This is a genomic window from Rhizobium sp. P28RR-XV, from assembly GCF_012641385.1.
Lineage (GTDB): Bacteria > Pseudomonadota > Alphaproteobacteria > Rhizobiales > Rhizobiaceae > Rhizobium.
In genome coordinates this window covers 199,724-226,353 of the sequence record NZ_JABAIG010000010.1, presented here as the reverse complement: position 1 = coordinate 226,353, position 26,630 = coordinate 199,724, and the positions used below count along the sequence as shown (strand labels likewise).

Genomic DNA, 26,630 nt, shown 5'->3' with positions numbered 1-26,630 from the left:
CGCGCACCATAAAGCGCCGGCTTGACCGCGACAAGCACGCTTTGGATGGTAGAGGGCAGTTTCCGATATCATAATTGATTGAAATTCGGACCACCGGTAAGGTTTCGTTAATATAGCATTTGGCAAATGGAATGGGACCGTTTGTTTTGTGAGTAGCCGGATGAAGAGACCAGTCATGATCTGGACCGCTGTGGGCTTGGCGGCGGCCTGGGGCGCCGTTGCCTCGCAGCTTCCCGGCCAACAGGCATCTACACGCGCCAGCACCGATCTCGCCATGGCGACGGATCCGATAAGCACAGCCGCGATCCCGCGCAGCGGCGCCATCGCACCGGTGAGCGGAGATCTGAAGGCGGGCCTGGACGCGCTTTCCAACAAGAATCCGATGCAGGCGCTGGCCATTCGCAACAGCATGGGCGACGGCACGCTTGATCGTCATATCCTGACCTGGGCGATTGCCACGTCGGGCCAGCCGGGCATTCCCTCGGGCGAGATTGCCACCGCCGCTCGCGAACTCGTGGGATGGCCGGGGCTCGGCAGCCTGCGCGCCAATTCCGAGCGCGCGCTCTACGACGAAAATCCGGCGACGGATCAGGTTCTCGCCGCCTTCGGCAACTCGCAGCCGGAAACCGTGGAAGGCGCCATCATCCTTTCACGCGCGCTGATGGCGCGCGGCTCATCCGCTCAAGCCGGCAAGCTGATCCGCAAGATCTGGCGCGACGAGCCGCTCGACAAATCTCTCGAGGACAAGATCCTCGCCGAATTCCCGAGCCTGCTGTCTCCCGCCGATCACAATGCGCGCATGGACTATCTGCTTTACCGTGACCAGACTGCGCAGGCCAAACGTTTCGGCGATCTCGGCAAGGCGCAATCGCTCTACAAGGCCTGGGCCGCGGTCAATAACCGCTCGCCGAACGCCGACGCGCTGATAGCAGCCGTCGACGCGCAATGGCGCAAGGATCCCGCCTATCTCTTCATGCGCATCGAAAGCCTACGCCGCCAAAACAAATACGACGACGCGGCCAATCTTCTGGCGCAAATGCCGCGTGACCGCGGCGTGCTCGTCAGCCCCGGCCAATGGTGGAACGAGCAGCGTATCGTCAGCCGCGGCCTGGTGGACCAGGGTGAATTCAAAGCAGCCTATCGCGTTGTCGACGCCAGCGTCGCGGAAAGCCCGCAGGATGTCGGCGAAGCCGAATTCCATGCCGGCTGGTACGCTCTGCGCGGTCTGCAGGACGGCGCAAGCGCGGCAAGCCATTTCCGCAAGATCCTGCTGGTCTCGAACGGGCCGATCTCGCAATCGCGCGCCTGGTATTGGCTCGGCCGCGCAGCCGAAGCGGGCGGCCCGGGTAAGTCAGCCGATTTCTATGCGAAGGCGGCCTCCTATCCGAGCACGTTCTATGGACAGCTTGCCGCCGAGAAGCTCGGCCGCCGCACGCTGAACGTCAGCTATCCCTGCCCCTCGGCTGCCGACCGCCAACGCTTCCAGGAGCGCGAAGCGGTGCAGGCGATCTCGCAGCTCGAGGCGGCAGGGCATGGCTGGCGTGGAGAGGCGCTCTATCGCGCCATGGCAAAACAATTGGAAAGCCCCGGCGAAATCGCCCTGCTGGCGGCTCGAGCCGAGCGCTCCGGTAACCACCAGCTTTCGCTGCAGATCGGCAAGATTGCTTATGGGCGTGGCGTCGACGTGGCGGCACTGGCCTTCCCGATCGGCGTCATTCCGGACAATGCCAATATCTCCGGCTCCGGCAAGGCGCTCGCCTACGCCATTGCCCGCCAGGAAAGCGCCTTCAATCCGGCTGCGGTTTCCTCCGCCAATGCGCGGGGCCTGCTGCAGCTGCTGCCGAAGACGGCAAAGGCGGTTGCCGGCCGGCACGGAATGGCCTACTCCGCCGACAAGCTGACACAGGATGCCGGCTACAACGCCACACTCGGCGCTCATTACCTCGGCGAGCAGATCGATACGTTCGGCGGATCCTACATTCTTACCTTCATCGCCTACAATGCCGGACCGAACAAGGTGCCGGAATGGATCAGCCGCTACGGCGACCCACGCGGCAAGTCGCTCGACGACGTGGTCGACTGGATCGAGCGCATCCCCTTCCCCGAGACCCGGAACTATGTCCAGCGGGTCATGGAAAACTACCAGGTCTACAAGGCGCGGCTCGGACAAAAGGCCGACATCGTGCAGGATCTGGTCAACGGCCGCGGTTAGCCGAGAACCGCAGTTGTGCGTGTCGGAGAAATGCCGTTACATCCCTCGCAATGTCCGAAGCACGAGGGATGATGCATGCGCAGCGACGATGAAAGCGGTTTCCTTGCCAGAACGATACCGGCCGGGGACGGCCTGAAGCTTCATGTGCGGGATTATGCCGGCGCGACACGAAACCGGCCGCCCGTCTTCTGCCTGCCGGGGCTGACACGCAATTCACGCGACTTTCATCAATTGGCGCTGCTTCTCTCGCAGGATTCCCTCGCTCCACACAGGGTGATCACACTCGACGCTCGCGGACGCGGCCTGTCCGAACGGGATCCCGACAAATCCCACTACAATCTCGTCGTCGAAGCGCAGGACGTGCTGGCGGTTTGCGCTGCCCTCGATCTTCGGCAAGCTATCTTCGTCGGCACGTCGCGCGGTGGCCTGGTCCTGCATATGCTTGCGGCCAACCGGCCGGATATCCTGAAAGCGGTCATCTTCAACGATATCGGTCCCATCCTGGAGAAGATCGGGCTGGCGGATATTCGCGACTATCTCAACCGTGACAAGAAACCCGCCAATTGGAGCGAGGCGACCGAAATCCTGCGGGAGAACCATGGCAATGCCTTTACCGCGCTTGGCGAAGAGGACTGGCAGGACATGGCGCGAGCGATCTACGCCTCCGTCGATGGCAAACCCGCTGCCGATTACGACCCCGCCATCGCTGCCCAGATGCAGGCACTCGACCTGGAAGCGCCGATTCCCGACCTGTGGACGCAATTCCAAGGATTTCAGGACATTCCGCTGATGGTGATTCGCGGCGAGAATTCGAAGCTGCTTGCGCAATCCACGACCGATGAGATGGCAAGACGCCATCCAGGCACCATCGTCAAGATCGCCAATGGACAAGGGCATGCCCCAATCCTGCATTTCGGCGATATTCCGGACGCGATCCGGGATTTCATCTCAGGGCTTTGAGGACGAGCCTCAAATCGTTGGACTCTATACGAAACAAGAAGGCCCGGTGGGAGACCGGGCCTTCCCTCTTCCGATCGGAGGTCTGATCGGAAGATCTGTCAAATTCGATTCGGCGAACCGAATTAGAAAGTGCGCTGGAAGCGGAGGATACCAGCCCAGGTATCCTTGTTCACGGCGTCGTAGTTGACGTAGGTCAATTCCGGCTCGATCAACAGGTCCTTGACCGGGTTGAACTTGACGTTCGTCGTCGCGGCGAAAGTCTTCACGTCGTCGTAGGAAAGCTGCAGGTTCCACTTCAGCTTTTCGTTGATCGGAACGCCAACGCCGCCCCAGACAGCCCAGTCACCCCAGCCGAGACCAGCACCGCCGGCACCGGCATACTTGTTGAGCTTGTCGCCATCGGTGTTCCAGCCGCCCATGACGAAAGCGGTGAGAACGCCGAAGTCGGCGTCGACGCGAGCCTTGACGGCGCCTTCTTCAACGATGGAGTCGTAGCCACCGACGACGCGGAACTGCCAGGCGCCGGCCTTGTAGCCAGCACCGGCGACAACGTCCGGAGCGTAGTGGTCGGAGCTGTCTTCGCCGTTTGCACCAGTAGCGCCAGCGCCGGAGTTGGAATCTTCCACCGAGATCACAGCCGTGAAGCCGTTGCCGGCATCATATTTGTAGGTGATCTGGTTCAGTTCGTCGGTACCATTGATACCGTATTCGATCACGTCGTCGTTGATGACGTCGCCGGCATAGCCGAGGAAGGTCGAGTAGACCGAATCAGCCTTACCGACGAGGAAACCACCCAGGCTGATGTTGGCCCAAAGCAGCTTCGTCGTTGTCGCATTGCCGTCATTCCAGTCCCAACGAGCAACGGTATTGGTCTTCAATGGACCGTATTCGGTGTCGGTGGCGGTGTCGAGAGAGAGTTCAGCGCGGGTATGCCAGTAGGTACCACGTGCACCTGCGTCCTGGCCAGCCTTGTAAGCGTTGTACCAGCCACCTTCCGTACGGACGCGGCCGCCGATCTTGAGGCAGGTTTCAGTGCCTGGAATGAAGAAGTAGCCAGCACCGTAAGCGTCGCAGATGCGGACGTATTCGAGCGGCTCCGGCTCAGCAGCGACGATGGCGTCGGCCGCATGAGCACCGGAAACTGCTGCCAGCGCAGCAGCGGAGCCGAGAAGAAGGCTCTTGATGTTCATAGTAACTCCAGTTTCAATATCAATTAGGTATGAGAAATCACGCCGAAAAATCGACGCGCCCTACCCACCTAGTTTTAAAAGTTGACCCCTGATCTGGGAGAACCAAGACAGTAAGTCTTGCTTCCGATCTGGAACCTACAGATCGTTTTTTTCAGAGCAATATCAGAGATAAACTATCAGCAATTGTGACGGGCGTTTCAAAGTGTGCGTTGCACAAAAATCACGTCGCAAAACTGTCATATCGCAGACGCATCAAAAGCCGAATTCTACTCTGGCTCAGCTAAAAAATTCGCCGAATTTAGAGAGCTGTATTTAACGACGGCTGCATGGCGGTAATGGATATAGCATTCTGGTTTGCTAATACTTGCAAACACGAAAAAGCCCGGCCAATGGCCGGGCTTTTCCTTCACCGAAGTGAAAATCGGATAGACCGAGGTCAAATCAGATTAGAAGTTACGCTCGAAGCGCAGGATACCAGCCCACTGGTCCTGATTGATGGAGTCCCAGTTGGTGTAGGAGACTTCCGGCTCGATGAGCAGGTTCTTGACCGGGTTCCACTTGACGTTCGTGGTAGCGGCGAAGATCTTCGAGTCGGTGTAGGCGAGCTGCAGGTTCCACTTCAGCTTTTCGTTGATCGGAACGCCAACGCCGCCCCAGACAGCCCAGTCGCCCCAGCCGATGCCGGAGGCAGAGCCACCGCCGCCAGCGCCAGCGTACTTGTTGAGCTTGTCGCCGTCGGTGTTCCAGCCGCCCATCAAGAAGGCCGAGAATGCGCCGAAGTCGGCGTCAACGCGAGCCTTGACAGCGCCTTCTTCAACGATCGAGTCGTAGCCGCCGACGACCTTGAAGCCCCATGCGCCGGCCTTGTAGCCAACACCTGCGACAACGTCAGGAGCGTAGTGATCGGAGCTGTCTTCGCCGTTGGAGCCCGTAGCACCCGAACCGGAGTTGCTGTCTTCGAGCGAGATCACAGCCGTGAAGCCGTTGCCAGCGTCGTAGTTGTAGGTGATCTGGTTCAGTTCGTACGGGCCGTCATAGACCACGTCGTCGTTGATGACGTCGCCGGCATAACCGGTGAACTGGTTGAACTGCGAGTCCGTCTTACCAACCGTGAAGCCACCGAGGCTGATGTAAGCCCAGAGCAGGTTGGTGGACGTTGCGTTGCCGTCGTTCCAGTCCCAACGGATGATGGTTTCCGTCTTCAGCGGACCGTATTCGGTGTCGGTCGCGGTGTTGACGTTCAACTCAGCACGAGTGTGCCAGATCGTACCATCGCGTGCATCGGGATTGTAGGCATCGTACCACTTGCCTTCGGTACGAACCTTACCGCCGATCTTGAGGCAGGTTTCCGTGCCCGGGATGAAGAAGTAACCAGCACCGTAAGCGTCGCAGATGCGGACGTATTCGAGCGGCTCCGGCTCAGCAGCGACGATAGCGTCAGCCGCGTGAGCACCGGAAACTGCTACGAGTGCAGCAGCGGAGCCGAGAAGAAGGCTCTTGATGTTCATATTGACCTCCAGTCAAAGTTTATGTCGAGAATGAGAGCTACCCGAAGGTATTCCCTGTCCCATTCTCGCGTTTCAAGAAGTGGACGATCAATCGCCCTCGCTTCCGAGAGTGAAAATACAAGACGTGCTCTGTCACGCAATCGACATCTTCTCCGAAAGGGGGATTTGCGTGAACCTTCCGCAAGTCCTGTTGCCGAAAGGACACAAGTTGGCAACACGGCCGCCACATAGATTTAGACTTCGTTAAGAAATCCTTTAATCTACGGGTACTTAGGCGGCACATGATTAAAGAGGCCCGCGATATGCAAACGGGCAGCAAAATGGCCAATCCGCGGCGATTTCGGGATCTCCACGACAACAGGCAAGTCATCTGCGCCATTTCAGGCGACGACTTCCGGTAGTGCGGTGGACAAGCCTTGCTTGCAGCCGTCCCAAATCGAAGCAGGCGCTCAAACGATTCTCACCGTTCGATTCGCAGCCGGGCGGCGCGGCACCTGCAATAGTCCGGAGAGGCTCCGGGCCAGAGGCCGGATATCGGCGACCGAATCAAGGAACGCTCCGTACTCCAGGGGGGAAGCGGCCCATTTGCGGGACTAACGGCGATCACTGCTTGATATTTGGGAAATGGCGGAGAAGATGGGATTCGAACCCACGATACCATTTCTGGTATACTCCCTTAGCAGGGGAGCGCCTTCGACCACTCGGCCACCTCTCCGGTGCGGCCCTGATAGGGCCATTCATTTATCGACGCAAGCGCTTTTTCGCCTTCGGCTGCGTTCTTTTCCGAGATTCGGCAACAGCCGGTTGTCGGCCGGAAGGCGGTCCGTCCGACTTGAAAACTCATATCAGGCCAATAGCTGCTTCAAATCGGCCGCCGGGTCTGCAAGGATCGCCTTGGACGGATTGGCGCCGCCTTCCAGGAGCTTTTTGCCCGTCACATAAGCCTTTGCATCGTTTATCGCATCGACGGCGATGAAGCGGCCCTGCTTGAAATACCATATCGAAGCCGCACCCTCGCGAGTGCCGGGGCGCAGAAGCGTCTCGTCGTAACCCAGGTTGAAACCGGCAATCTGCAGCTTGACGTCATATTGATCCGACCAGAACCAAGGTTTCGGATCATAGGCTTTGTCGCCGCCGGCGATGATTTCGGCGGCGGCCTCCGCCTGGTCGACCGCGTTCTGCACCGATTCGAGGCGGATTCGCCCGTCCTCCCACGGCAGCTCGACGCAATCGCCCATGGCGAAGATATAGGGGTCGGAGGTGCGGGCAAACGAATCGACGACGATGCCGTTGCCAACCTCGAGACCAGCCTCCTTGGCCAGCCTGTCATTCGGGGCGACGCCGATACCGACGACGACGAAATCGACATCGATCGTCGAGCCGTCGGAAAGTTCCGCGGCAGCAACATGGCCATTGCGGCCGACAAGCTGCTTCAATCCGGTCTTCTCGCGAATGACAACATCATGCTTCTGATGAATGGCCCGGAAAATATCGGCCGTTTCCTTGGCGGCGACACGCTGCAGGATCCTGTCGCCCATCTCGATGAGGGTCACTTCGAGGCCGCGATGGCGTGCGACCGCGGCCGCTTCGAGCCCGATATATCCGCCGCCGATGATAAGCACCCGGCGTCCGGGGCGCATCTCGCCGGCAAGGAGGTCGGCATCGCGCTTATCACGAGCGAGATAGACGCCCTCCAGCGCACCGCCAACGGATGGCGGCAGGTGGCGCGGCGTCGCGCCCGTTGCCAGTGCCAATATCTCGTAATCCAGTCTCGATCCGTCCTGCATGATGATCTGCTTTGCAGCGCGATCGATCTGCTCGACCCAGGTCGACACGCGGATATCGACATTGTTGTCGGCATACCAATGTTCGGGCCGGAACAGCAGGCGATCGAAGATCATCTCGCCGAGCAGGTACTTCTTGGTCAGTGGCGGCCGCTGGTAGGGAAGGTTTTCCTCGGCGCCAACGATGGTGATCGGCCTCGAATCACCCAGTCCTCGCAATTTGGCCGCGAGCGCGAAACCCGCCTGCCCGGCCCCGACTATGACCAATCTGCCCGTCACGATCCGCACTCCATGTTATTATAGCGATCCTCCGTGCAACACGGGGATGCCTATGGACTTCAGGGGTAACGCCTGCATCCGCAAGCGTCAATCATAGCTGACCCTGCACCCCGGATCGGGAGAAAATTAGGCCAAATGCTCAGCTCTCGATTTCCACCCAGCACCGCTCGTGGAAGGATTGCGCCATGGCATGCACCGATTTCTCGATGCGAAGACCATCTTTGAAAGCCACGACCGACGCAGCCTCGCCTGATATGGCGCGGATCAGCTCGCGGCATTCGATGATCTTCAGATCATTGAAGCCGAGGCCGTGTCCGGGTGCCGGGATGAAGCGGTCATAAGGCTTGTGGGCGGGTGCGGCCAGCACCTTGCGGAAGCCCTGCTCGCTATCCCTGCCCTCGGCCTGATAGATCTCGAATTCGTTCATGCGTTCCTGATCGTAGGAGATCGAACCCTTGGAGCCGAAGATCTGCAGGGCTATCCGCCCCTTGCGGCCCCAGGCCGAGCGATTGGCCATGAGAACGGCGGAAATGCCGCCGCCAAGCCGAATCAGCACATTCGCAAGATCATGATTTTCGACGGCGCGGCTGCCGCCATCCTTCAGCGGCCGCTCGGCATAGGGCTTCATCATATCGGTAATGACGGCCTCCACATGGCCGAACAGGAACCAAAGCAGCGAAAGCGGATGCACCGCAAAATCGTCGAGAGCGCCGTAGCCGGAGGCAAGCTCGCTCTTCCAGTAGAAAAGGCCGTTCGGATCGGCCATGAAATCCTCGTCCATTTCGACGCGGACGTGATTGACTGCGCCGATCGCCCCCTCCGCGATCAACGACCTGATGTGCCGCATCACCGGGTTCTGGATATAATTGTAGCCCAGGATGGCGACCTTGCCGGAGGTCTTGGCCGCGGCCAGCATGCGCTCGGCATCGCCGTAGGACGGCGCCATTGGCTTTTCGCACCAGACATGCTTGCCGGCTTCAAGCGCCGCGATCGCCATTTCCGGGTGGAACTGATTGGGCGTCGTGACGGAGACGACGTCGACGTCCGGGTCCGCAATGAGGTCTCGCCAGTCCGCGGTTGCCATTTCGAAGCCGAATTCATCGCCCCTCGCCCTTGCCAGATCGGCATTGGCCTCGGCCAGATGCACCAGGCGCGGCCGCGCGACATCGCCGAACACGGTTTTCACCGCATTCCATGCCAGTGCATGGCATTTGCCCATATAGCCGGTCCCGATCAATCCAACGCCCAACGGCTTCATTTGGCCTTCCTCCTCAAACTGCTCCCGAAGTCGAGGGATTTTTGGAATATTTAGACCGTTTTGACAAGCGTGATCATAGGCTCGAAACTCTCGCCAGAGTGTTAGACCCATATTTATCCATTTAAAAGCATGTACTTAAAATATTTCGTGCCGAACGAATCAAAATCCGGTATCGTTACAAATATGGAATATTTGTTTCATTGTCGGTGTTGGGGGAGCTTGAGGACGGCGCATGGACAATAATATCGAGGCCCCGACGAGGGTTCCGCGCGACTTCGAAAGCCTGCGCAGCATCATCATCGAGCGCAAGAACGCCATGCCGAAGCGTCTCGCGCAGGTCGCCGCCTTCGCGCTTGGCAATCCCGACGAAGTCGCCTTCGGCACGACGGCCAGCATTGCCGCTGCCGCCGAGGTTCAACCTTCCACGCTGGTACGACTTGCTCATCACCTCGGCTACGAGGGTTTCTCCGACCTGCAGAGCATCTTTCGCGAAAGACTGCGCGATCGCACCCTAAGCTACGAAGAACGGCTGGTGACGCTGGAACGCTCCGGCATTCAGGACGAGGAGGCCGGCATTCTCTCCGGCTTCCTGTCCGCCGCAAGCCAGTCCATCAACAAGCTCGCCGCAACCATCGAGACGGACCGTTTCGCCAAGGCAGTGGATGTCCTAGCCGCGGCCGAGACGATCTATCTCATCGCCAAGCGCCGCTCCTATCCGCTGACGGCACATATGACCTATGCCTTTTCCAAGCTGAACATCCGCCACCAGATCGTCGCCTCACCCAACGGCATCGACGGCGAGATTGCCCGTTTTGCTACGGAGAAGGACGCAGCGATCGCCGCGAGCTTTTCGCCATACGCCGCCGACAGTCTGGCGCAGGCCCAGGATCTCGCGGCACGCAATGTGCCCGTCATCGCCATCACCGATTCGGCCTTTTCCCCGCTCACCGCCTGCGCGACCCATTGGTTCGAAGTGGCCGAGTCCGATTTTGCCGGCTTCCGCTCGTTATCGGCATCGATGGCGCTGATCATGGCCTTTCCGGTCGCCATTGCCGAACGCCGGCGAAAAGGCGCAATAAAATCCGATAAAACGAAAATGGAATAAACATTCCGAATTGACAAAATCTCGGAACCAATGTTTCACTACGACCAAGATCACGGCCACGGGAGATGGTCGCCCGATCCATCGCAACCGGGACGAAACGAACACCGGCACTTTCAATAACGCATGATCTCGGCGCAGGCTGCAGGCTATAGAGCGAAAGAGGTCATGCCCCCGACGGGAGGACATCATGGCACACGACAATCCTGGCGCTCAGCCGGAAGCAAAACTCGATGTGATCACCATCGGCCGTTCCTCTGTCGATCTTTACGGCCAGCAGATCGGCTCGCGCCTTGAGGACATCGCCTCCTTCGCCAAATCGGTCGGCGGCTGCCCCGCCAATATCGCCATCGGCACGGCGCGGTTGGGGCTGAAATCCGGCCTCATCACCCGCGTCGGCGACGAGCAGATGGGTCGCTTCATCCGCGAACAGGCGGCGCGCGAAGGTGTGGCCGTCGATGGGATCGCAACAGACAAGGAGCGCCTGACGGCACTCGTGCTGTTGGCAGTCGAGGCGGAGGGCGTCTCGCCGATGATCTTCTACCGGTCCGACTGCGCCGACATGGCGCTGAACGAAGACGATATCGACGAAAATTTCATCAAGTCCTCCAAGGCGGTCCTGGTTTCCGGCACGCATTTTTCCAAGCCGAATACCGAAGCGGCGCAACGCAAGGCGATCCGCATCGCCAAGGCTGCCGGCCGCAAGGTGATCTTCGACATCGACTACCGGCCAAATCTATGGGGTCTTGCCGGCCATGCCGAGGGCTTCGAGCGCTATGTGAAGTCGGATCGCGTTTCCTCGAAGATGAGGGAGACGCTGCCGGATTGCGATCTGATCATCGGCACGGAAGAGGAGATCATGATCGGCTCGGGCGTCGACAACGTGCTCGGCGCGCTCAAGGAAATCCGCCGCCTCTCTCCGGCGACCATTGTGCTCAAGCGCGGCGCCATGGGCTGCATCGTCTATGACGGCCCGATCGCCGACGATCTCGAAGCCGGCATTGTCGGCCAGGGCTTCCCGATCGAAGTGTTCAATGTTCTCGGCGCGGGCGATGCGTTCATGTCCGGCTTCCTGCGCGGCTATCTGCGCGGCGAACCGCTGAAGACCTGCGCCACCTGGGCAAATGCCTGCGGCGCCTTTGCCGTTTCCCGCCTGCTCTGCTCGCCGGAATATCCGACCTGGACCGAGCTCGACTTCTTCCTGAAGACAGGCAGCAAGCACCGGGCACTGCGCAAGGACGAGGCGATCAACCACATTCATTGGGCGACGACCCGGCGCGGCGACATCCCGTTGCTGATGGCGCTCGCCATCGACCACCGGTCGCAGCTCGTCGGCGTCGCCGATGAACTGGGCGTCGGCCACGACAGGATCGTCGCCTTCAAGCGGCTTGCCGTCGAGGCGGCGGGGCGGGTGGCCGGCGGCCGCTCAGGCTATGGCATGCTGATCGACGAACGCTTCGGGCGCGACGCCTTCTTCGATGCCGCGACCAAGAATTTCTCGTGGATCGGACGACCGGTCGAGCTGCCGGGATCGAAGCCGCTGAAATTCGAGTTCAGCCAGGACATCGGCTCACAGCTCGTGGAATGGCCGCTTCATCATTGCATCAAATGCCTGTGCTTCTATCATCCGGACGATCCGAAGGAGCTGAAGGCGGAGCAGCAGGAGAAGTTGCGCACCCTATTCGAAGCCGCACGCAAGGTCGGCCGCGAGCTTCTCGTCGAAATCATCGCCGGCAAGAACGGGCCGCTGACCGACGACACGATCCCGACGGCGATGGAAGAGCTCTACGCGCTCGGGATCAAGCCGGACTGGTGGAAGCTGGAACCGCAGGAATCGACCGCCGCCTGGAAAAAAATCGATGCCGTGATCGCCAAAAATGATCCATGGTGCCGTGGTATCGTGCTGCTTGGACTGGAGGCTCCGGCGGAGGAATTGATCCGAAGCTTCGAGGCGACGCTGGCCGCGCCCTCGGTCAAGGGTTTCGCCGTCGGGCGGACCATCTTCTCCGATGCGGCCCGCGCATGGCTATCGGGCGGCATGAACGACGAGGAAGCGATTGCCGACATGGCCGGCCGTTTCCGGCAATTGACACAAGCGTGGCTCAAAACCCGCGGTCTGTGAAATTCCAGAGCGGTTCAGTTTTCACAGAAGCTCTGAACCGCTCTATATCTTTTTTCGCAATTCCGGACGGAAAACCGCTACGCACTTTTCCTGGAATTGCTCTAGCATTTGGGAGGCGCCCGATGGGCAAGACGATCCGATTGACGATGGCACAGGCCGTCGCGCATTTCCTCAAGAAGCAGATGACCATCATCGATGGACAGAAGCAGCCGATCTTCGGCGGCGTCTGGGCGATCTTCGGCCACGGCAACGTCGCCGGCATGGGCGAGGCGCTCTATCAGGTGCGCGAGGAGCTGCCGACCTTCCGCGCTCACAATGAGCAGGGCATGGCCCATGCCGCCGTCGCCTATGCCAAGGCAAGCTTCCGTCAGCGTTTCATGGCCTGCACGACGTCCATCGGCCCCGGCGCGCTGAACATGGTGACGGCGGCCGGCGTAGCACATGTCAACCGCATTCCCGTCCTGTTCCTGCCCGGCGACGTTTTCGCCAACCGCGCGCCGGATCCGGTGCTGCAGCAGATCGAGGATTTCGGTGACGGTACCGTCTCCGCCAACGATGCCTTCCGCCCGGTCTCCCGCTATTTCGACCGCATTACCCGCCCCGAACAGATCATGACGGCGCTGAAGCGCGCCATGCAGGTGCTGACCGATCCGCTCGATTGCGGCCCGGTGACGCTTTCGCTCTGCCAGGACGTGCAGGCCGAAGCCTTCGATTATCCGGAAAGCTTCTTCGAGGAGCATGTCTGGGTGCCGCGCCGTCCGCAGCCGGATGCAGACGAACTTGCCAATGCCATTGCATTGATCCGCCGCTCCGAAAAGCCGGTCATTCTTGCCGGCGGCGGCGTGCTCTATTCGCAGGCAACGAAGGAACTGGTCGCTTTTGCCGAAGCTCATGGTATTCCCGTCGTTGTCACGCAGGCCGGCAAATCGGCCATCGACGAGACGCATCCCCTCGCGCTCGGCTCTGTCGGCGTGACGGGCACATCGGCGGCCAATGCCATTGCCGAGGAGACCGATCTGGTGATCGCTGTGGGAACCCGCTGCCAGGATTTCACCACCGGCTCCTGGGCGCTGTTCAAGAATGAAAAGCTGGCCATGATCGGCCTCAATATCGCGGCCTATGACGCCCTCAAGCACAATAGTCACCCTCTGGTGACGGATGCGCGCGAGGGGCTGAAGGCGCTTTCCGCCGGCCTGACGGGTTGGCGCGCGCCGGCATCGCTCGCCGAAAAGGCAACGCGAGAAAAGCAGGTCTGGATGGAGGCGGCCGCCAAGGCGATGGCAACCACGAACGCCGCTCTGCCCTCCGACGCCCAGGTCATCGGCGCCGTCACCCGCACGCTCGGCGGCAAGGACAGCATTCTCGTTTGCGCTGCCGGCGGCCTGCCCGGCGAGTTGCACAAGCTCTGGCCGGCGACCGCACCGGGCAGCTACCACATGGAATATGGCTTCTCCTGCATGGGCTATGAGATTGCCGGCGGCCTCGGCGTCAAGATGGCGCGGCCGGAGAAGGATGTCGTCGTCATGGTCGGCGACGGCTCCTATATGATGATGAATTCCGAACTGGCGACCTCTGTCATGCTCGGCCTGAAGATCACCATCGTCCTGCTCGACAACCGCGGCTATGGCTGCATCAACCGCCTGCAGATGGCGACCGGCGGCGCGAACTTCAACAACCTCTTGAAGGACTCGCACTTCGAAGTGATGCCGGAGATCGACTTCCGGGCGCATGCGGCCAGCATGGGTGCGATTGCCGTGAAGGTCGCTTCCATCGCCGAGCTGGAACAGACCATCGAAGCATCGAAGAAGAACGACCGCAGCTCGGTCATCGTCATCGACACCGATCCGCTGATCACAACGGACGAAGGCGGCCATTGGTGGGATGTCGCCGTTCCCGAGGTCAGCCCGCGCGCCGAGGTCAACAAGGCCCGCGCCGCCTATGAAAAGGCCCGCGCCGCCCAGCGCATCGGCTGATTGATTTCCGTCCTATTTCTGGGGGAGCGTTTCGGCTCCTCCAATAGCTTTTTCAAGGAGACCATTGATGAAGGCCAAACTCGGCATGTCGCCCATCGCCTGGTGGAACGACGATCTTCCTGAGCTTAGCGACGACGTATCCCTCGAGGAATGCCTGCGGCAATCGCGTGGCGCCGGCTTCACCGGCATGGAACAAGGCCGGCGCTTCCCCAGCAACCCCGATGAAATGCTGCCGATCCTGCGCGCCGCCGATGTGACTCTTTGCGGCGGCTGGTTCTCGGGCACGCTCGTCAACGAGGAGCTGGCAGCCAACAAGGACCGCATCGCGCCGATGATCGAACTGTTCAAGGCCGTCAGCGCGCCTTGCATCGTCTATGGCGAAGTCGGCCGCTCCATTCAGGGCGACCGCTCCAAGCCACTCGCCACCAAGCCGCGTCTTTCAGATGACGAGATGAAGGCCTATGCCCGCCGCGTCACTGAGTTCGGCGAATGGTGTGCAGACCAGGGCATGCCGCTTTCCTATCACCATCATATGGCAGCCGTGGTCGAAACCGAGCCGGAACTCGATGCCTTCATGCGCAATTCCGGCGAAGGCATTCCGCTGCTGCTCGATGCCGGCCATCTCGCCTTTGCCGGTGGCGACGTTCTGCGCGCCATCGACAACCACCATGCCCGTATCAACCATGTCCACGTCAAGGATATCCGCAAGCCTGTCGTCGATGGGCTGGATCGCAGCAGGCAGTCCTTTCTCGATGCCGTCGCGCTTGGTGCGTTCACGGTGCCGGGCGACGGCTCGCTCGATTTCGGCGCCATCGTCAAGCGCTTCGCCGATTACGGCTATGAAGGCTGGTTCGTGGTCGAGGCCGAGCAGGACCCGCGCAAGGCGCCGCCACAGAAGATGGCCGAGGTCGGCCATGCCGAACTGATGCGCGTCATGACGGCAGCGGGTTACACGGTGGAAACCGAAGGCTTTCCCAAGGGATAGCTAGAGACGAGCGCCCTCGCCTATCGGAAGATGGCGAGGGACGTTTTTCCAAGCAATGGAGGAAGAACCTATGCCAAATCTCAAGGTCAAACCTGACGGCTCCCATGGCCGCGTTACTCACGTCACGCCCGAAAGCGCCGGCTGGACCTATGTCGGCTTCGATCTCCATCGCCTGAAGCCGGGCGAAACGGCCTCCGCCGAGACCGGTGGTCGCGAGGTTTGCCTCGTATGGGTCAGCGGCAAGGGAAGCGCCAAGGCGGGTACGAAGGATTTCGGCTCGCTCGGCGGGCGCATGAGTCCCTTCGAGGGCGCCCCCCACGCGCTCTATATTCCAGCCGGCTCGAACTGGTCGGTGACCGCCGAGACCAATCTGGAACTGGCCGTCTGCTCGGCCCCGGGCGGCGGCTCCTATGAAGCCCGCGCCATTCCTCCGGGCACGCATCCGGCGCTAACGCGCGGCAAGGGCACCAATGTCCGCCACGTCAACAACATCATGCCGGAAGACGATGGCGCGGCGCATTCGCTGTTGGTCGTAGAGGTGATCACGCCGGGCGGGCACACCTCCTCCTATCCTCCCCACAAGCACGATCAGGATGATCTCCCGAACGAAAGCTTCTTGGAGGAGACCTATTATCATCGCCTAAACCCGCCGCAGGGCTTCGGCTTCCAGCGTGTCTATACCGACGACCGGTCGCTGGACGAAGTCATGGTGCTGGAGGATGGCGATGTGACGCTGGTACCGAAAGGGTATCACCCTTGCGCCGCCTGCCACGGCTACGATCTCTACTATCTCAATGTCATGGCCGGCCCGAAGCGCATCTGGAAATTCCACAATGCCGTCGAGCATGAATGGCTGCTCAAGTCCTGAGTGACACCGACATAAGCTCAAACGGAAAGGCCGCGCTCGAAAACGCGGCCTTTCTCGTTTCACGCGGGCATCAGGCCATAGCGCCACTTCCGATCCCTGGCGTTGCGCGACAGTACAAGCCAGGTGAGCAGGATCATCCCCGCTTCCGCAAAGATCGGCGTCATCCAGATTCCCCGCTCGCCGAAGACGAGCGGCAAGAGGAACGTCAGCGGCAAGGTGAACAGATAGGGCCGTGACAGGCCGAAGATCGCGCCGCGCTTGGCGTCACCGATCGACTGGAAATAGGATGACAGGATGATTGCCTGGCCGAAGAGAAAGTAGGCGCCGATCGTCCAGGGCAGGATGCGACCGACTTCCTCGATGATCACCGGATCGGCCACGAAGATCGACCCCAGGTGTTCCGCCAGCAGCTCGACGATGAACTCGACGGCGGCGCAATAGACCAGAGCCGAGATCATGGCGATGACAACGCTGTGGCCGACACGCGCCGGAAGCGCGGCGCCGTGATTATGGCCTGAAATGGTCTGCAGCGCGATGCTGAGGCCCAGAAGCGGCAGATAGGCGAAGGTCATCACGCGAGTGACGATCCCATAGGCGCCGACGGTCGCGACATAGTCCCCTTCGTGCCAGATCGACAGGTTGAAGAGGATCGCCGCCGAACTCAGCGAAATGCCGATGAAGCCGAGGCTCATCGGTGCGCCGAAGGCAAAGATGCCACGCCACTCGCGCATGTGCGGCCTCATATCGAACGAAAGCGCGCCGGGGCGACGCAGGCGATAGCCTACGACGATCGCCAGGCAGATGAATTGCGCCATGATCGAGCCGCCGGCGGAGCCGACCACGCCCCAGTGCGCAACGGCCATCAGCAGCCAGTTTGCCAGGATGTTGAGCAGCGTCGAGGCAAGCGTCACCAGCGTCATGAAGCCGAGCTTTCCTTCGCAACGCAGCCCGTCGAGATGGATCGAAAGAAAGAAGCTGATCGGCGCGAAGGCGACCATGACGCCCATGAAGGCCTCGGCGCTGCGGGCAACATCGGCGTTTCCCGCCGCTACCACGGCAATGAACTGCCGGCCTGCGAGCCAGTAGACGAGGTTGATCGCCACCACGACGGCAAGCGCCAGCGTATGGGCGCTGGTAAACACGGACTTCGCGGCGTCGCGATTTCCGGCACCGAGGCGGCGCGCGAGAATGCTCGCCATGCCGTTCGAAACCAGCGTCTGCAGCGCGATCAGCAGCATGAGCGCGGGAAAAATGAGGCTGACCGCGGACAGCGCGCCAGCCCCGACATAGACGCCAAGGAAATAGGCGTCGACGACGGCAAAGAGGCCGTTGACCGTGGTGATGACGATGATCGGCGCGGCGGTTTTGGCAAAGACGCCAGGCAGCCAGCCGGTGAGGAACATATTGGTTTCAGTACTGTGCGTCATGGGGGAATCCGAACGGGAATGCTCGCTATCGGCGGAGATAGCGGCCTGTCGATGAAAGATGAATATCAGATGTCGAGAACCAGATGGGGCACGCCGTTCGATGTCTTGCGCGGCGAAATGCCGTCGGCATCGACCTGGGCGTTGATGCGCTGGCGGAATGCCGAGAAGCTCTCGAACTCCACCACATCGACCGGTTCGTCGAAATGGATAGTGATCTTGTAGAGCCCGCCAGATTTCGCCGACATCGCCAGAACCTTCCCCGTGAAGGGCTTGTTCAGATAGCGCCCGCGAATGGCGGAGCCGACATCGAAGGGCGCATCCGGCCCGTCATTCGGTTTTGCCGCAAGCGCCGACAGCGTGTTCCAGTCGCGCAGCCCATGCTGCTTGGCGATGAGTTCCAGCGCCGTGCTGTGGCTCATGTCGTTGCCGCGCTCGGCCATGGCCTGACGCAGACGTCGGGCCTGAGCTTTCAATTCATCTATGGACGGATAAGTCGTCGTCATAGGATCAGCCTTTGCTAAGGCACGCAATTACGACCGTGAAACGGGGCTCGCATTACCGTCAGTCAGCATGCCCTATATGGCTGTGACCAAAATTGCGAGGACTTCACCTTGGATTTTCATCCGCGAGCGGCAGGCGCCTCGAACCGTCAATCCGTATGATCGAAGCGGGATTTGCTGTCAAGATGCGTTCAAATCGAGACAAAAGACGAACCCGTTAAAATTCTACCAATGGAATTGACGCTTCCGCAAAATCTCCGTGCAAGGTTCGTGTCGTAACCGAGATGAATTCGGTCTGTTCTTCAACAGGGAATGACAATGCTTCGCGCAACCCATCTGGCGAAAGTCAAATCCGAGGTCTACGAACGAAGCTGGGAACGTTTCTACGTTCAGAGGCCGGCGCGTCTCGTGGCGGTTCGTCCCTGTCTGACCGGCATTTCCGTGCGCAGCGCTGAGATCACCGACATCTCGCGCGGCGGCGCCAGCTTTACCGTCGCCACGACCGTCGGGCTGCCGAGCCACTACTATCTGAACATTCTCGGTCTCGCCTACCGCATCGCCTGCGCCGAGGTGAGCCGCAACGAAAACCGCGTCCATGTCCGCTTCATCAACCTGATCGAACCGGAAACGCTGCGCCGCGTCGTGCGCGCCGATTTCATGATCGGCAATGCCGAAGCGCTGGCTGCGCGTGGCAAGAGGCAATCGGTATAAATTCTGCAAGACCTGAGAATGCCGCCGATGGCTGCATTCGACTTTAAGCGGATATTAGAACCTAGATCGTCGATCCAAGAGTCCATAGAATTCCGCCCAATGCACACAGGCCGAGCGTCGGAACCACGGATATCTTCGCCCTGAGCAACAAGATGACTGCGGCGACCGTGAGAACAAGGGATGCCGTGTCGATGGAGAAGAATTCGGGCACTTCGACGACCAGCGGACCGAAGACGTGCTCATCGACCTGACGGAAGAGTACGTGGAGTGCCAACCAGATCGCAAGATTGAGAATGACCCCCACGACCGCGGCCGTGATCGCCGACATCGCGCCCGTCAAGGCGAGATTGCCACGCATTTTTTCGATGAACGGTGCGCCAAGGAATATCCAGACAAAACTGGGCAGGAACGTCACCCAAGTGGTTAGTATCGCTGCGAATGTTGCCGCGGTCATCGGATTGAGCGCGCCAGGCTCGCGAAATGCCGCCATGAAGCCGACGAACTGCACGACCATGATCAGCGGGCCTGGTGTGGTCTCCGCCATGCCGAGGCCGTCCAGCATCTCGCCAGGCTTCAGCCAACCGAAATTCTGAACTGCTTCCTGAGCCACATAGGCAAGGACGGCATAAGCTCCGCCGAACGTGACAACCGCCATCTGGCTGAAGAACACCGCGATCCTTGAGAACACGTTATCCGCGCCGAGGGTGATCAGCAGGGTCGCCACCGGAAGAAGCCAAAGCGCTACCAATATGGCTGAAATCTTCATGGACCATGTGAGGTTCGGATGCGCATGAAAAGGCGTTCCCTCCCCCAGCAGCGAATCCTTGTCGTCGAGAGCCGCGCCCGCACCTGCCTTGTGCCCGCCGCCAAGCTTGAACAATGCTGATCCGGACCGTCCGGCGAGAAATCCGACAAGGGCGGCTGCAAGAATGATCAGCGGGAACGGAACCCGGAAGAAGAAGATCGCGACGAAGGCAATGCCGGCAATTGCCAACATCACGCCGTTCTTCAATGCTCGGCTTCCAATACGGAAGACGGCCTGTAGAACGACGGCGAGTACCGCCGCCTTCAGGCCGAAGAAGAGTCCCTCGATGAAGGTGACGTTGCCGAAAGCTGCATAGATGTAACTCAGCACCAGGATCGAGACGAAACCCGGAAGCACAAAGAAAACCCCGGCAATAAGGCCACCAACCGTCCGGTGCATTAGCCAGCCGATATAGATCGCGAGCTGGTGTGCCTCCGGCCCCGGCAGAAGCATGCAGTAGCTCAAAGCGTGGAGAAACCTGTGTTCGCCGATCCAGCGCTTCTCGTCGACGACGATGCGGTGCATGACGGCTATTTGCCCGGCGGGACCGCCGAAGCTCAGCGCCGCCACTCTCGCCCAGACCTTGGTCGCCTCCGCAAGGGAAACGCCGTGCGAAGTCGCACTCGCCGGAGCGCTGCCTTCTTTGACGAACTCCGTCATCTCACTATGCCCGCTTTTGGCTCGGCCAATTGTGGGTCTCGTCGGTGGCGTCGCGGCACCAGCGGTAGAAGGCATCGTAGAGGAGCATACCGGCGTCTAGCTGCTCCAGGTCGTCGTTGAACATCCGCGACAGGCCAAGCGAGGCGGCAAGCAATCCAGGCACTTCCGGCGCCAAATCCGGGCGAGCTGTATCTGCGCCACGCACGATCGTCGCCAGCCGCGACAAAGGTTCCGAGGTAAGCCCAAATTCCTCGATCATGACATCGAAGGTGCAGAATTCTCCTCGGTGGCTCCAGAACACCTGCTCTATGTCGAAGGGCGTCGCGCCGAAACGATCTCCGACCATGGAAACCTCGGAGGTCGGAACGAATAGAAAAACAGCCGAAGGATCGACGAAGCGGCGGATCAGCCATGGGCAAGCGATACGGTCGATCTTCGGCCGCGAGCGGGTGACCCAGACGGTCCGCCCCTGCAGATTGCGCTGCGGCAGCTTCTCGTTCGGCACCGCCGCGCCACCGGAGCGTATCCATGCTTCGAAACCACCTTCCAGCACTTCGGCCGGCGTTCCCTCCTGCCGGAGATAGGCCGCAACACCATGGCTGAGCTTGAGGCCACCTTGGCACACGATGACGGCAGGGCCACCAATGTCGCCGGCCCAATTCCCCAAATCTTTATAGTTTCGGCGAATGGAACCAGGTACGAGCCTCGGGTCGCTGGCAAAGTCGTCGTCGGTGCGCACGTCGATGATGGCGGGCGCATTCGGCGTGCCGATGATGCGGTTGAGTTTTTCCGATGAAATTTCGAGAAATGACGGCATAACGCGTCCCTCCGGTGTTCGGTTCAATGGACGCGATTCTTCGGCATGTCGCCTCGTGGGGTGATCGCAACCCCATAGAATGTATATGCGCGCGGGCCGAATTTCTGTCAAGCGAGCTGTTGAATTGGGGCAAGCGCGATCTGGCAAATGTCAAAAGCAACCGGAACAGATGACCACCGTTGGAGCAATCCGGAAGCAGCGTCTTCCGCTCTTGCAACGGCCCACCGAGGGTCTATTCTGCGGCGCCTTGCAACTGAATTCGGGAAAACAAGCCAGCATGTCCGCCTTCTCGCGCTTCACGCCGCTGATCAGCGCCCTTCCCTCCACCGTTCCATTCGTCGGCCCCGAAGCGCTGGAGCGCCAGCGTGGCCTCGGCGTCAAGGCGCGCATCGGCGCCAATGAGAACGGCTTCGGGCCTGCGCCCTCGGTCTTGTCAGCCATGCGCGAGCGGGCCGGCGATATCTGGATGTACAACGATCCGGAAAATTTCGAGCTGAAGCATGCGCTTGCGGCGCATCTCGGCGTTCAATCCGCCAATATCGCCGTCGGTGAAGGCATCGACAGTCTGCTTGGCCTGATCGCCCGCATGGTCATCGAACCGGGTACGCCCGTCGTCACCTCGCTCGGCGGCTATCCCACCTTCAATTTCCATGTCGCCGGCTTTGGCGGCCGCCTGGTTACCGCACCTTACGTCAATGATCGCGAGGATCTCGATGGATTGCTCGACGCGGTGAAGCGCGAAAATGCGCCGCTCGTCTATTTCGCCAATCCCGACAATCCGATGGGAAGCTGGTGGGAGGCGGACAGGATCGTCGCCTTTGCCCGCGCCCTGCCGGAAAGCTGCCTGCTGGTCCTTGACGAAGCCTATAGCGAGACCGGTCCCGCAAGCTCGCTGCCTGATATTTCTGACCTGATCGACCTGCCGAATGTGCTCCGCACCCGCACCTTCTCCAAGGCCTATGGCCTCGCCGGCGCCCGCGTCGGCTATGCCATAGGCACGCCGGAGACGGTGCTGGCCTTCGACAAGATCCGCAACCATTTCGGCATGAACAGGCTTGCAACGGTGGCGGCTCTGGCCGCGCTGAAAGATCAAGCCTATCTCACAGAAGTGGTTGGCAAGATCGCCGCTGCGCGCGAGGAGATCGGCACCATTGCCCGCGATAACGGGCTTTTACCGCTCACCTCCGCCACCAACTTCGTCGCTATCGATTGCGGTCGGGACGGCACCTATGCGCGCGCGATCGTCGACGGGCTGATCCAGCACGGCGTCTTCATCCGCATGCCGGGCGTTGCGCCGCTCAATCGCTGCATCCGTATCAGCGTTGGCCCCAAACAGGATCTGGACCTGCTGGCCGAGGCGCTGCCGAAAGTGCTGAAGGCGATCGGCTGAGGCGTGAAGCGTTTCGCGGAATCGCTCCACGTCGATATTCTCACGCAATTCCGGACGGAAAACCGCTGCGCACTTTTCCGGGAATTGCTCTAAAACGACGAAACCGCGCCTGCCTTGTCCCGGCCGGTCGCGGTTTTCATCATTTCGGCGCTCGCCTCTCCTTCGACCGCCGACATCCCCTCCTTCGAGATCAGTCAGTACGTTGTATTGTTTGCGGCACGCCTCAGTGCGTGGTCATCCACTCGCGGGCGGCGCGCAGCGCTGCGGCGAGCTGCATCTTGGTCAAGGTCGCGGCGACGTCGGCACGAAGCTCGGCGGCGCGCTCGCTGCCACGGATGGCTGCGATATTCAACCATTTGTGGGCGGCAACGAGGTCCGCGGTGCAGCCCCTGCCGGTCGCGTAGTTCACGCCCAGTTCGCAAAGGGCATCGGCGCTGTTACCACCCATCATGGCATTTCCAGACGTCGTCATTTCGAAGCGTGCCATTGCTTTTATCCCTGTTTTACTTCCGTTCGTATCTGCCCTGCTTTCCGTCCGAGCCTTGCCGTCGTTCGCGGCTTTCCGGTTCTTCCGGCCGGCGGGTTTGCCCCGCTCGTTTGATGGCTTCACTATCGCAGACGGCTTTCAAAAAACGCCTAAAATGCATGATTAATTCGATGCAAACAAAGTGCAAACGCTTGGTAAACTTGGGATTTTGTTAAACATCGCTTCCCTTGCAAATTAAGGATTTTCGGGCGAGCTTAACCTTCCGTTAGGATTTGGATTTAAACCCTTCCTTCACCACAAAATGAGCGCAGTTCAGTCCGATGCCGTATTTTGATGAAGCGTGGACAGCCGGCGGGATCGCAGTTTTTCCGCACCGAAAACCATATTTACCTTTACGTTCGCGTTAGATAATCTCGCCACGTTCCCGGCCATGGAGCCGGATGGCACCTTGGGGGGAGGAATAATAACACCATGATCCGTGCCACCATTCTTGCTGCCGCACTGCTCGTGAGCGCGAGTGCGGCCTTTGCCGAAGAGCCGATCGTCGGCAACTGGAAAACAGTCGAGGGCGATACCGCCGCCATTGCGCCTTGTGCGGACAGCTATTGCGTGACGCTGAAGACCGGAAAATATGCCGGCAAGCAGATCGGCAGGATGCAGGGCAAAGGCGCCAGCTATACCGGCGAACTCACCGACCCTTCCGAAAACAAGACCTATAGCGGCTCCGGCACCGTGAGCGGCAATAGCGTCAAGATGAGGGGCTGCGTTCTCAAGATATTCTGCAAGTCGCAGACCTGGACGAGGCTATAAAAGGCACTTTTCTATCCAGGAAACATTATCGGCCTGCCCGCCACTGGTCGGCAGGCCTCTTCTTGTTTGCCTATGGAGAGACCCTGGCGACAATTCGAGACCGGCAATATTTATGAACGCCGGATGAACCGGTATCTCAGCACCTGTTCAGCCTGACCATGGCAAAACGGTGTCCAGTATAGGGCACGGGTAGGGCCAAGGACATGGACTCGATCATCATGGCACGGCGTTTCGTCATCATTATGCTGTTTGCCGCCATCTTTGCGTTCAGCTTCTCGGTTGCGGTCGAACACGCCGGCCGCAGCGGAGCGCAGTCGCATTTCGGTGCAAGCTTCACCTGCGTGGAGACCGGCACGCCTTATTGCACGACGGTGCAATGACGAATGCCTGCGCGACGATCCCGCGCAGGCCTTGAGGCGGCTGCAAAAATAGCTGCGAGAATCCGAGCCACCTCTTGCGACGTCGTTTGCTTGTAACCAACGACACTCTATAATGGCTCATGAGCAACAGAATCTCTCCCTTTTCACCTCTCGACATCTCCTCCCCCAGCCCGTTCCAGCCGCGGACCTTCGATGATCCGGCTAAAGCCGTCGAGGCGCTGACGGAGCTTTACGAGCGCAATACGGCGTTCCTGATCGACAATTTCACCAAGCTTGCCAAGGGCGCGCCGATCACGGCGCGCTACCGCGCCTTCTATCCGCAGGTCAGCATCGAGACGACCAGCTTCGGCCATGTCGATTCGCGTCTCTCCTACGGCCATGTCACGGCGCCCGGCGTCTATACGACGACCATCACGCGCCCGCAGCTTTTCAAGCATTATCTCAAGGAGCAACTGACGCTCCTGATGCGCAGCCACAATGTGCCTGTGGTCGTCTCGGAATCGAATACGCCGATCCCGCTGCACTTCGCATTCGGCGAGGGTGCGCATGTCGAGGCTTCCGCGGCCATCTTCGAGGATATTCCGCTGCGTGACCTCTTCGATACGCCGGACCTGAACACGACAGACGACGAGATCGCCAATGGCGAATATATTCCGCCGCCGGGCGAGCCCTCGCCGCTTGCACCTTTTACCGCGCAGCGCATCGACTATTCGCTGGCCCGCCTCGCCCACTACACCGCGACCAGTGCGGCACATTTCCAGAATTTCGTGCTGTTCACGAACTACCAGTTCTATATCGACGAATTCTGCAATTGGGCGCGCGACGTGATGGTCAAGGGCGGCGACGGCTATACGGCCTTCGTCGAGCCCGGCAACATCATCACACTGGCCGGCTCAAGCCATCCGGAAGGCGACACCACGCCGCCGCGGCTGCCGCAGATGCCAGCCTACCATCTAAAGAAGAAGGGACATGCCGGCATCACCATGATCAATATCGGCGTCGGTCCCTCCAACGCCAAGACGATCACTGACCATGTTGCCGTGCTGCGCCCGCATGCATGGCTGATGCTCGGCCATTGCGCGGGCTTGCGCAACAGCCAGCGGCTTGGCGACTATGTGCTCGCCCATGCCTATATGCGCGAGGATCACGTTCTCGACGACGACTTGCCGGTCTGGGTGCCGATCCCAGCGCTCGCCGAAGTGCAGGTGGCACTGGAAGCGGCCGTTGCCGAGATCACCGGCTACGAGGGTTTCGAGCTGAAGCGCATCATGCGCACGGGCACCGTCGGCACCATCGACAACCGCAACTGGGAACTGCGCGATCAGGCCGGCCCCGTCAAGCGGCTGTCCCAGGCTCGCGCGGTCGCACTCGATATGGAATCGGCAACGATCGCCGCCAACGGCTTCCGCTTCCGTGTTCCCTACGGCACGCTTCTCTGCGTTTCGGATAAGCCACTGCACGGCGAGCTGAAGCTGCCGGGCATGGCGACCGCCTTCTACCGCACGCAGGTGAACCAGCATCTGCAGATCGGCATCCGCGCCATCCAGAAGCTAGCCGCGATGCCGCCGGAAGCGCTGCATTCGCGCAAGCTGCGCAGCTTCTTCGAAACGGCGTTCCAATAAACCACGCACCAGGAGGCAATGGGGCTTCGCCCTATTGCTTATCTGCTGACACCGATTGCGCCTGATAAACGGCCGCCACTTGCGGCCGTTCGTCGTTTGGCGTTGCCCACAAATTCAGACCAAGAATCATCGCGGCAAAAATGGCAAATCCGATCGCCGTGCGAAGAACCGCTTCGCGGGGATTTGACATTTGCAGTATCTCCTCCTCCGACAGCGTCTTCTTGTGCCAGTGATAGATGAGGGCTGCTTCCAGGTTGTACATGTCCGTTTCTCCTTTTGAGATGACGGAACTGGTCGACCGGCGATCGCCTTTTTCGACAGAGCCAAAAAATTTTGTCATGCTGCGGATCGGGATGTCGATTTGCTTGGCAGCCGCTCGTCTATGGCTGTCAGCAAATTGAAAGAGGAGACGCTGTGATGAAATATCTCTGCCAAGTCTGGTTCGATGGCACGAGGCTCGATCTCATGACCAAAGAGGAAAAACGCAAGCTCGATGCGGATTCGCTCGGCTATGACCGCGATCTGATGGCAAGCGGCCACATGATCCATGCGGAGGCGCTGCAATCACCCAGCTCGGCCGTGACGGTGCGGGTCCGCAACGGCGAGACATCGGTGACCGACGGCCCCTTCATCGAAACCAAGGAATATCTCGGCGGCTTCATCCTGATCGAAGCGAAAGACCTGAACGATGCGATCCGTGTCGCCGCCGGCATCCCGCTCGCCAAGCTCGGCAGCATAGAGGTGCGGCCGATCTATTCCTTCGGCCCTGATGTTTGAGGA

At 60.1% G+C, this 26,630-nt stretch carries 23 protein-coding genes and 1 tRNA gene; 13 read left to right on the top strand and 11 right to left on the bottom strand.

Annotation, left to right across the window (positions count from 1 at the left end; all coding sequences use genetic code 11):
• Positions 1-160 precede the first annotated feature (160 nt).
• Positions 161-2,212 (top strand): lytic transglycosylase domain-containing protein, encoded by a 2,052-nt coding sequence (locus tag HGP12_RS22220; protein ID WP_168842079.1) that lies wholly within the window; start codon positions 161-163, stop codon positions 2,210-2,212.
• A 75-nt stretch (positions 2,213-2,287) separates the two neighbouring features.
• Positions 2,288-3,172: an alpha/beta fold hydrolase gene (locus tag HGP12_RS22215; protein ID WP_168842078.1), complete on the top strand. Its 885-nt coding sequence runs from the start codon at positions 2,288-2,290 to the stop codon at positions 3,170-3,172.
• A 122-nt stretch (positions 3,173-3,294) separates the two neighbouring features.
• Here the strand turns inward: HGP12_RS22215 and HGP12_RS22210 are convergent, their stop codons facing one another.
• The 5 genes from HGP12_RS22210 to HGP12_RS22190 all read right to left on the bottom strand — a co-directional run bounded on the left by HGP12_RS22210 (position 3,295) and on the right by HGP12_RS22190 (position 9,191).
• On the bottom strand, positions 3,295-4,362 hold the full coding sequence (locus tag HGP12_RS22210; RefSeq protein ID WP_168842077.1) for a porin: 1,068 nt from the start codon (positions 4,360-4,362) through the stop codon (positions 3,295-3,297).
• Positions 4,363-4,808: 446 nt separating this feature from the next.
• A complete protein-coding gene (locus HGP12_RS22205) occupies positions 4,809-5,870 on the bottom strand; it encodes a porin (RefSeq protein WP_168842076.1) in 1,062 nt (353 codons plus the stop codon).
• 625 nt (positions 5,871-6,495) lie between these two features.
• A tRNA-Ser gene (locus HGP12_RS22200) sits at positions 6,496-6,585 on the bottom strand.
• Positions 6,586-6,715: 130 nt separating this feature from the next.
• The gene (locus tag HGP12_RS22195; protein WP_168842075.1) at positions 6,716-7,933 is read right to left on the bottom strand and encodes an NAD(P)/FAD-dependent oxidoreductase; all 1,218 of its coding nucleotides are present in this window, start codon (positions 7,931-7,933) and stop codon (positions 6,716-6,718) included.
• A gap of 139 nt (positions 7,934-8,072) precedes the next feature.
• Positions 8,073-9,191 carry a Gfo/Idh/MocA family protein gene (locus HGP12_RS22190; protein WP_168842074.1) on the bottom strand — a complete coding sequence of 373 codons (1,119 nt, stop codon included), beginning with the start codon at positions 9,189-9,191 and terminating at the stop codon, positions 8,073-8,075.
• Positions 9,192-9,423: 232 nt separating this feature from the next.
• Between HGP12_RS22190 and HGP12_RS22185 the strand changes: the two genes are divergently transcribed.
• From HGP12_RS22185 to iolB, 5 genes are all read left to right on the top strand, one after another.
• On the top strand, positions 9,424-10,296 hold the full coding sequence (locus HGP12_RS22185) for a MurR/RpiR family transcriptional regulator (protein WP_168842073.1): 873 nt from the start codon (positions 9,424-9,426) through the stop codon (positions 10,294-10,296).
• A gap of 187 nt (positions 10,297-10,483) precedes the next feature.
• A complete protein-coding gene (gene iolC, locus HGP12_RS22180; RefSeq protein ID WP_168842072.1) occupies positions 10,484-12,415 on the top strand; it encodes a bifunctional 5-dehydro-2-deoxygluconokinase/5-dehydro-2-deoxyphosphogluconate aldolase in 1,932 nt (643 codons plus the stop codon).
• Positions 12,416-12,537: 122 nt separating this feature from the next.
• Positions 12,538-14,388: a 3D-(3,5/4)-trihydroxycyclohexane-1,2-dione acylhydrolase (decyclizing) gene (gene iolD, locus HGP12_RS22175; protein ID WP_168842071.1), complete on the top strand. Its 1,851-nt coding sequence runs from the start codon at positions 12,538-12,540 to the stop codon at positions 14,386-14,388.
• Positions 14,389-14,455: 67 nt separating this feature from the next.
• Positions 14,456-15,373 carry a myo-inosose-2 dehydratase gene (iolE, locus tag HGP12_RS22170; RefSeq protein WP_168842070.1) on the top strand — a complete coding sequence of 306 codons (918 nt, stop codon included), beginning with the start codon at positions 14,456-14,458 and terminating at the stop codon, positions 15,371-15,373.
• A 70-nt stretch (positions 15,374-15,443) separates the two neighbouring features.
• Positions 15,444-16,241, top strand: a complete 798-nt coding sequence (gene iolB / locus HGP12_RS22165; protein ID WP_168842069.1) for a 5-deoxy-glucuronate isomerase — start codon at positions 15,444-15,446, stop codon at positions 16,239-16,241.
• Positions 16,242-16,300: 59 nt separating this feature from the next.
• On the opposite strand, the gene HGP12_RS22160 is transcribed toward iolB, so the two are convergent.
• Both HGP12_RS22160 and HGP12_RS22155 read right to left on the bottom strand, forming a co-directional pair.
• Positions 16,301-17,668, bottom strand: coding sequence for an MATE family efflux transporter (locus tag HGP12_RS22160; protein WP_168842068.1), 1,368 nt, complete (start codon positions 17,666-17,668; stop codon positions 16,301-16,303).
• Between the two features lie 65 nt (positions 17,669-17,733).
• Entirely contained in the window at positions 17,734-18,171 is a 438-nt protein-coding gene (locus HGP12_RS22155; protein ID WP_168842067.1) for a glyoxalase superfamily protein, read from the bottom strand.
• Positions 18,172-18,480: 309 nt separating this feature from the next.
• On the opposite strand from HGP12_RS22155, the gene HGP12_RS22150 reads away from it, so the two are divergent.
• On the top strand, positions 18,481-18,879 hold the full coding sequence (locus HGP12_RS22150; protein ID WP_168842066.1) for a PilZ domain-containing protein: 399 nt from the start codon (positions 18,481-18,483) through the stop codon (positions 18,877-18,879).
• Between the two features lie 61 nt (positions 18,880-18,940).
• Here the strand turns inward: HGP12_RS22150 and chrA are convergent, their stop codons facing one another.
• Together chrA and HGP12_RS22140 are read right to left on the bottom strand one after the other, a co-directional pair.
• The gene (gene chrA, locus HGP12_RS22145) at positions 18,941-20,344 is read right to left on the bottom strand and encodes a chromate efflux transporter (protein WP_168842065.1); all 1,404 of its coding nucleotides are present in this window, start codon (positions 20,342-20,344) and stop codon (positions 18,941-18,943) included.
• A gap of 4 nt (positions 20,345-20,348) precedes the next feature.
• Positions 20,349-21,161, bottom strand: a complete 813-nt coding sequence (locus tag HGP12_RS22140) for a chromate resistance protein ChrB domain-containing protein (RefSeq protein WP_168842064.1) — start codon at positions 21,159-21,161, stop codon at positions 20,349-20,351.
• Positions 21,162-21,438: 277 nt separating this feature from the next.
• Between HGP12_RS22140 and HGP12_RS22135 the strand changes: the two genes are divergently transcribed.
• Entirely contained in the window at positions 21,439-22,551 is a 1,113-nt protein-coding gene (locus HGP12_RS22135; protein ID WP_168842063.1) for a pyridoxal phosphate-dependent aminotransferase, read from the top strand.
• Between the two features lie 223 nt (positions 22,552-22,774).
• Here the strand turns inward: HGP12_RS22135 and HGP12_RS22130 are convergent, their stop codons facing one another.
• Entirely contained in the window at positions 22,775-23,038 is a 264-nt protein-coding gene (locus HGP12_RS22130; RefSeq protein ID WP_168842062.1) for a sel1 repeat family protein, read from the bottom strand.
• Between the two features lie 471 nt (positions 23,039-23,509).
• Between HGP12_RS22130 and HGP12_RS22125 the strand changes: the two genes are divergently transcribed.
• The 3 genes from HGP12_RS22125 (at position 23,510) to HGP12_RS22115 (ending at position 25,850) form a co-directional block, all read left to right on the top strand.
• On the top strand, positions 23,510-23,848 hold the full coding sequence (locus tag HGP12_RS22125; RefSeq protein WP_168842061.1) for a DUF2147 domain-containing protein: 339 nt from the start codon (positions 23,510-23,512) through the stop codon (positions 23,846-23,848).
• Positions 23,849-24,051: 203 nt separating this feature from the next.
• Positions 24,052-24,228, top strand: a complete 177-nt coding sequence (locus tag HGP12_RS22120) for a hypothetical protein (protein ID WP_168842060.1) — start codon at positions 24,052-24,054, stop codon at positions 24,226-24,228.
• 119 nt (positions 24,229-24,347) lie between these two features.
• Positions 24,348-25,850 (top strand): AMP nucleosidase, encoded by a 1,503-nt coding sequence (locus HGP12_RS22115; RefSeq protein ID WP_168842059.1) that lies wholly within the window; start codon positions 24,348-24,350, stop codon positions 25,848-25,850.
• Positions 25,851-25,881: 31 nt separating this feature from the next.
• On the opposite strand, the gene HGP12_RS22110 is transcribed toward HGP12_RS22115, so the two are convergent.
• On the bottom strand, positions 25,882-26,112 hold the full coding sequence (locus tag HGP12_RS22110; RefSeq protein WP_168842058.1) for a hypothetical protein: 231 nt from the start codon (positions 26,110-26,112) through the stop codon (positions 25,882-25,884).
• A gap of 155 nt (positions 26,113-26,267) precedes the next feature.
• Between HGP12_RS22110 and HGP12_RS22105 the strand changes: the two genes are divergently transcribed.
• Positions 26,268-26,627 (top strand): YciI family protein, encoded by a 360-nt coding sequence (locus tag HGP12_RS22105; RefSeq protein ID WP_168842057.1) that lies wholly within the window; start codon positions 26,268-26,270, stop codon positions 26,625-26,627.
• Positions 26,628-26,630 lie beyond the last annotated feature (3 nt).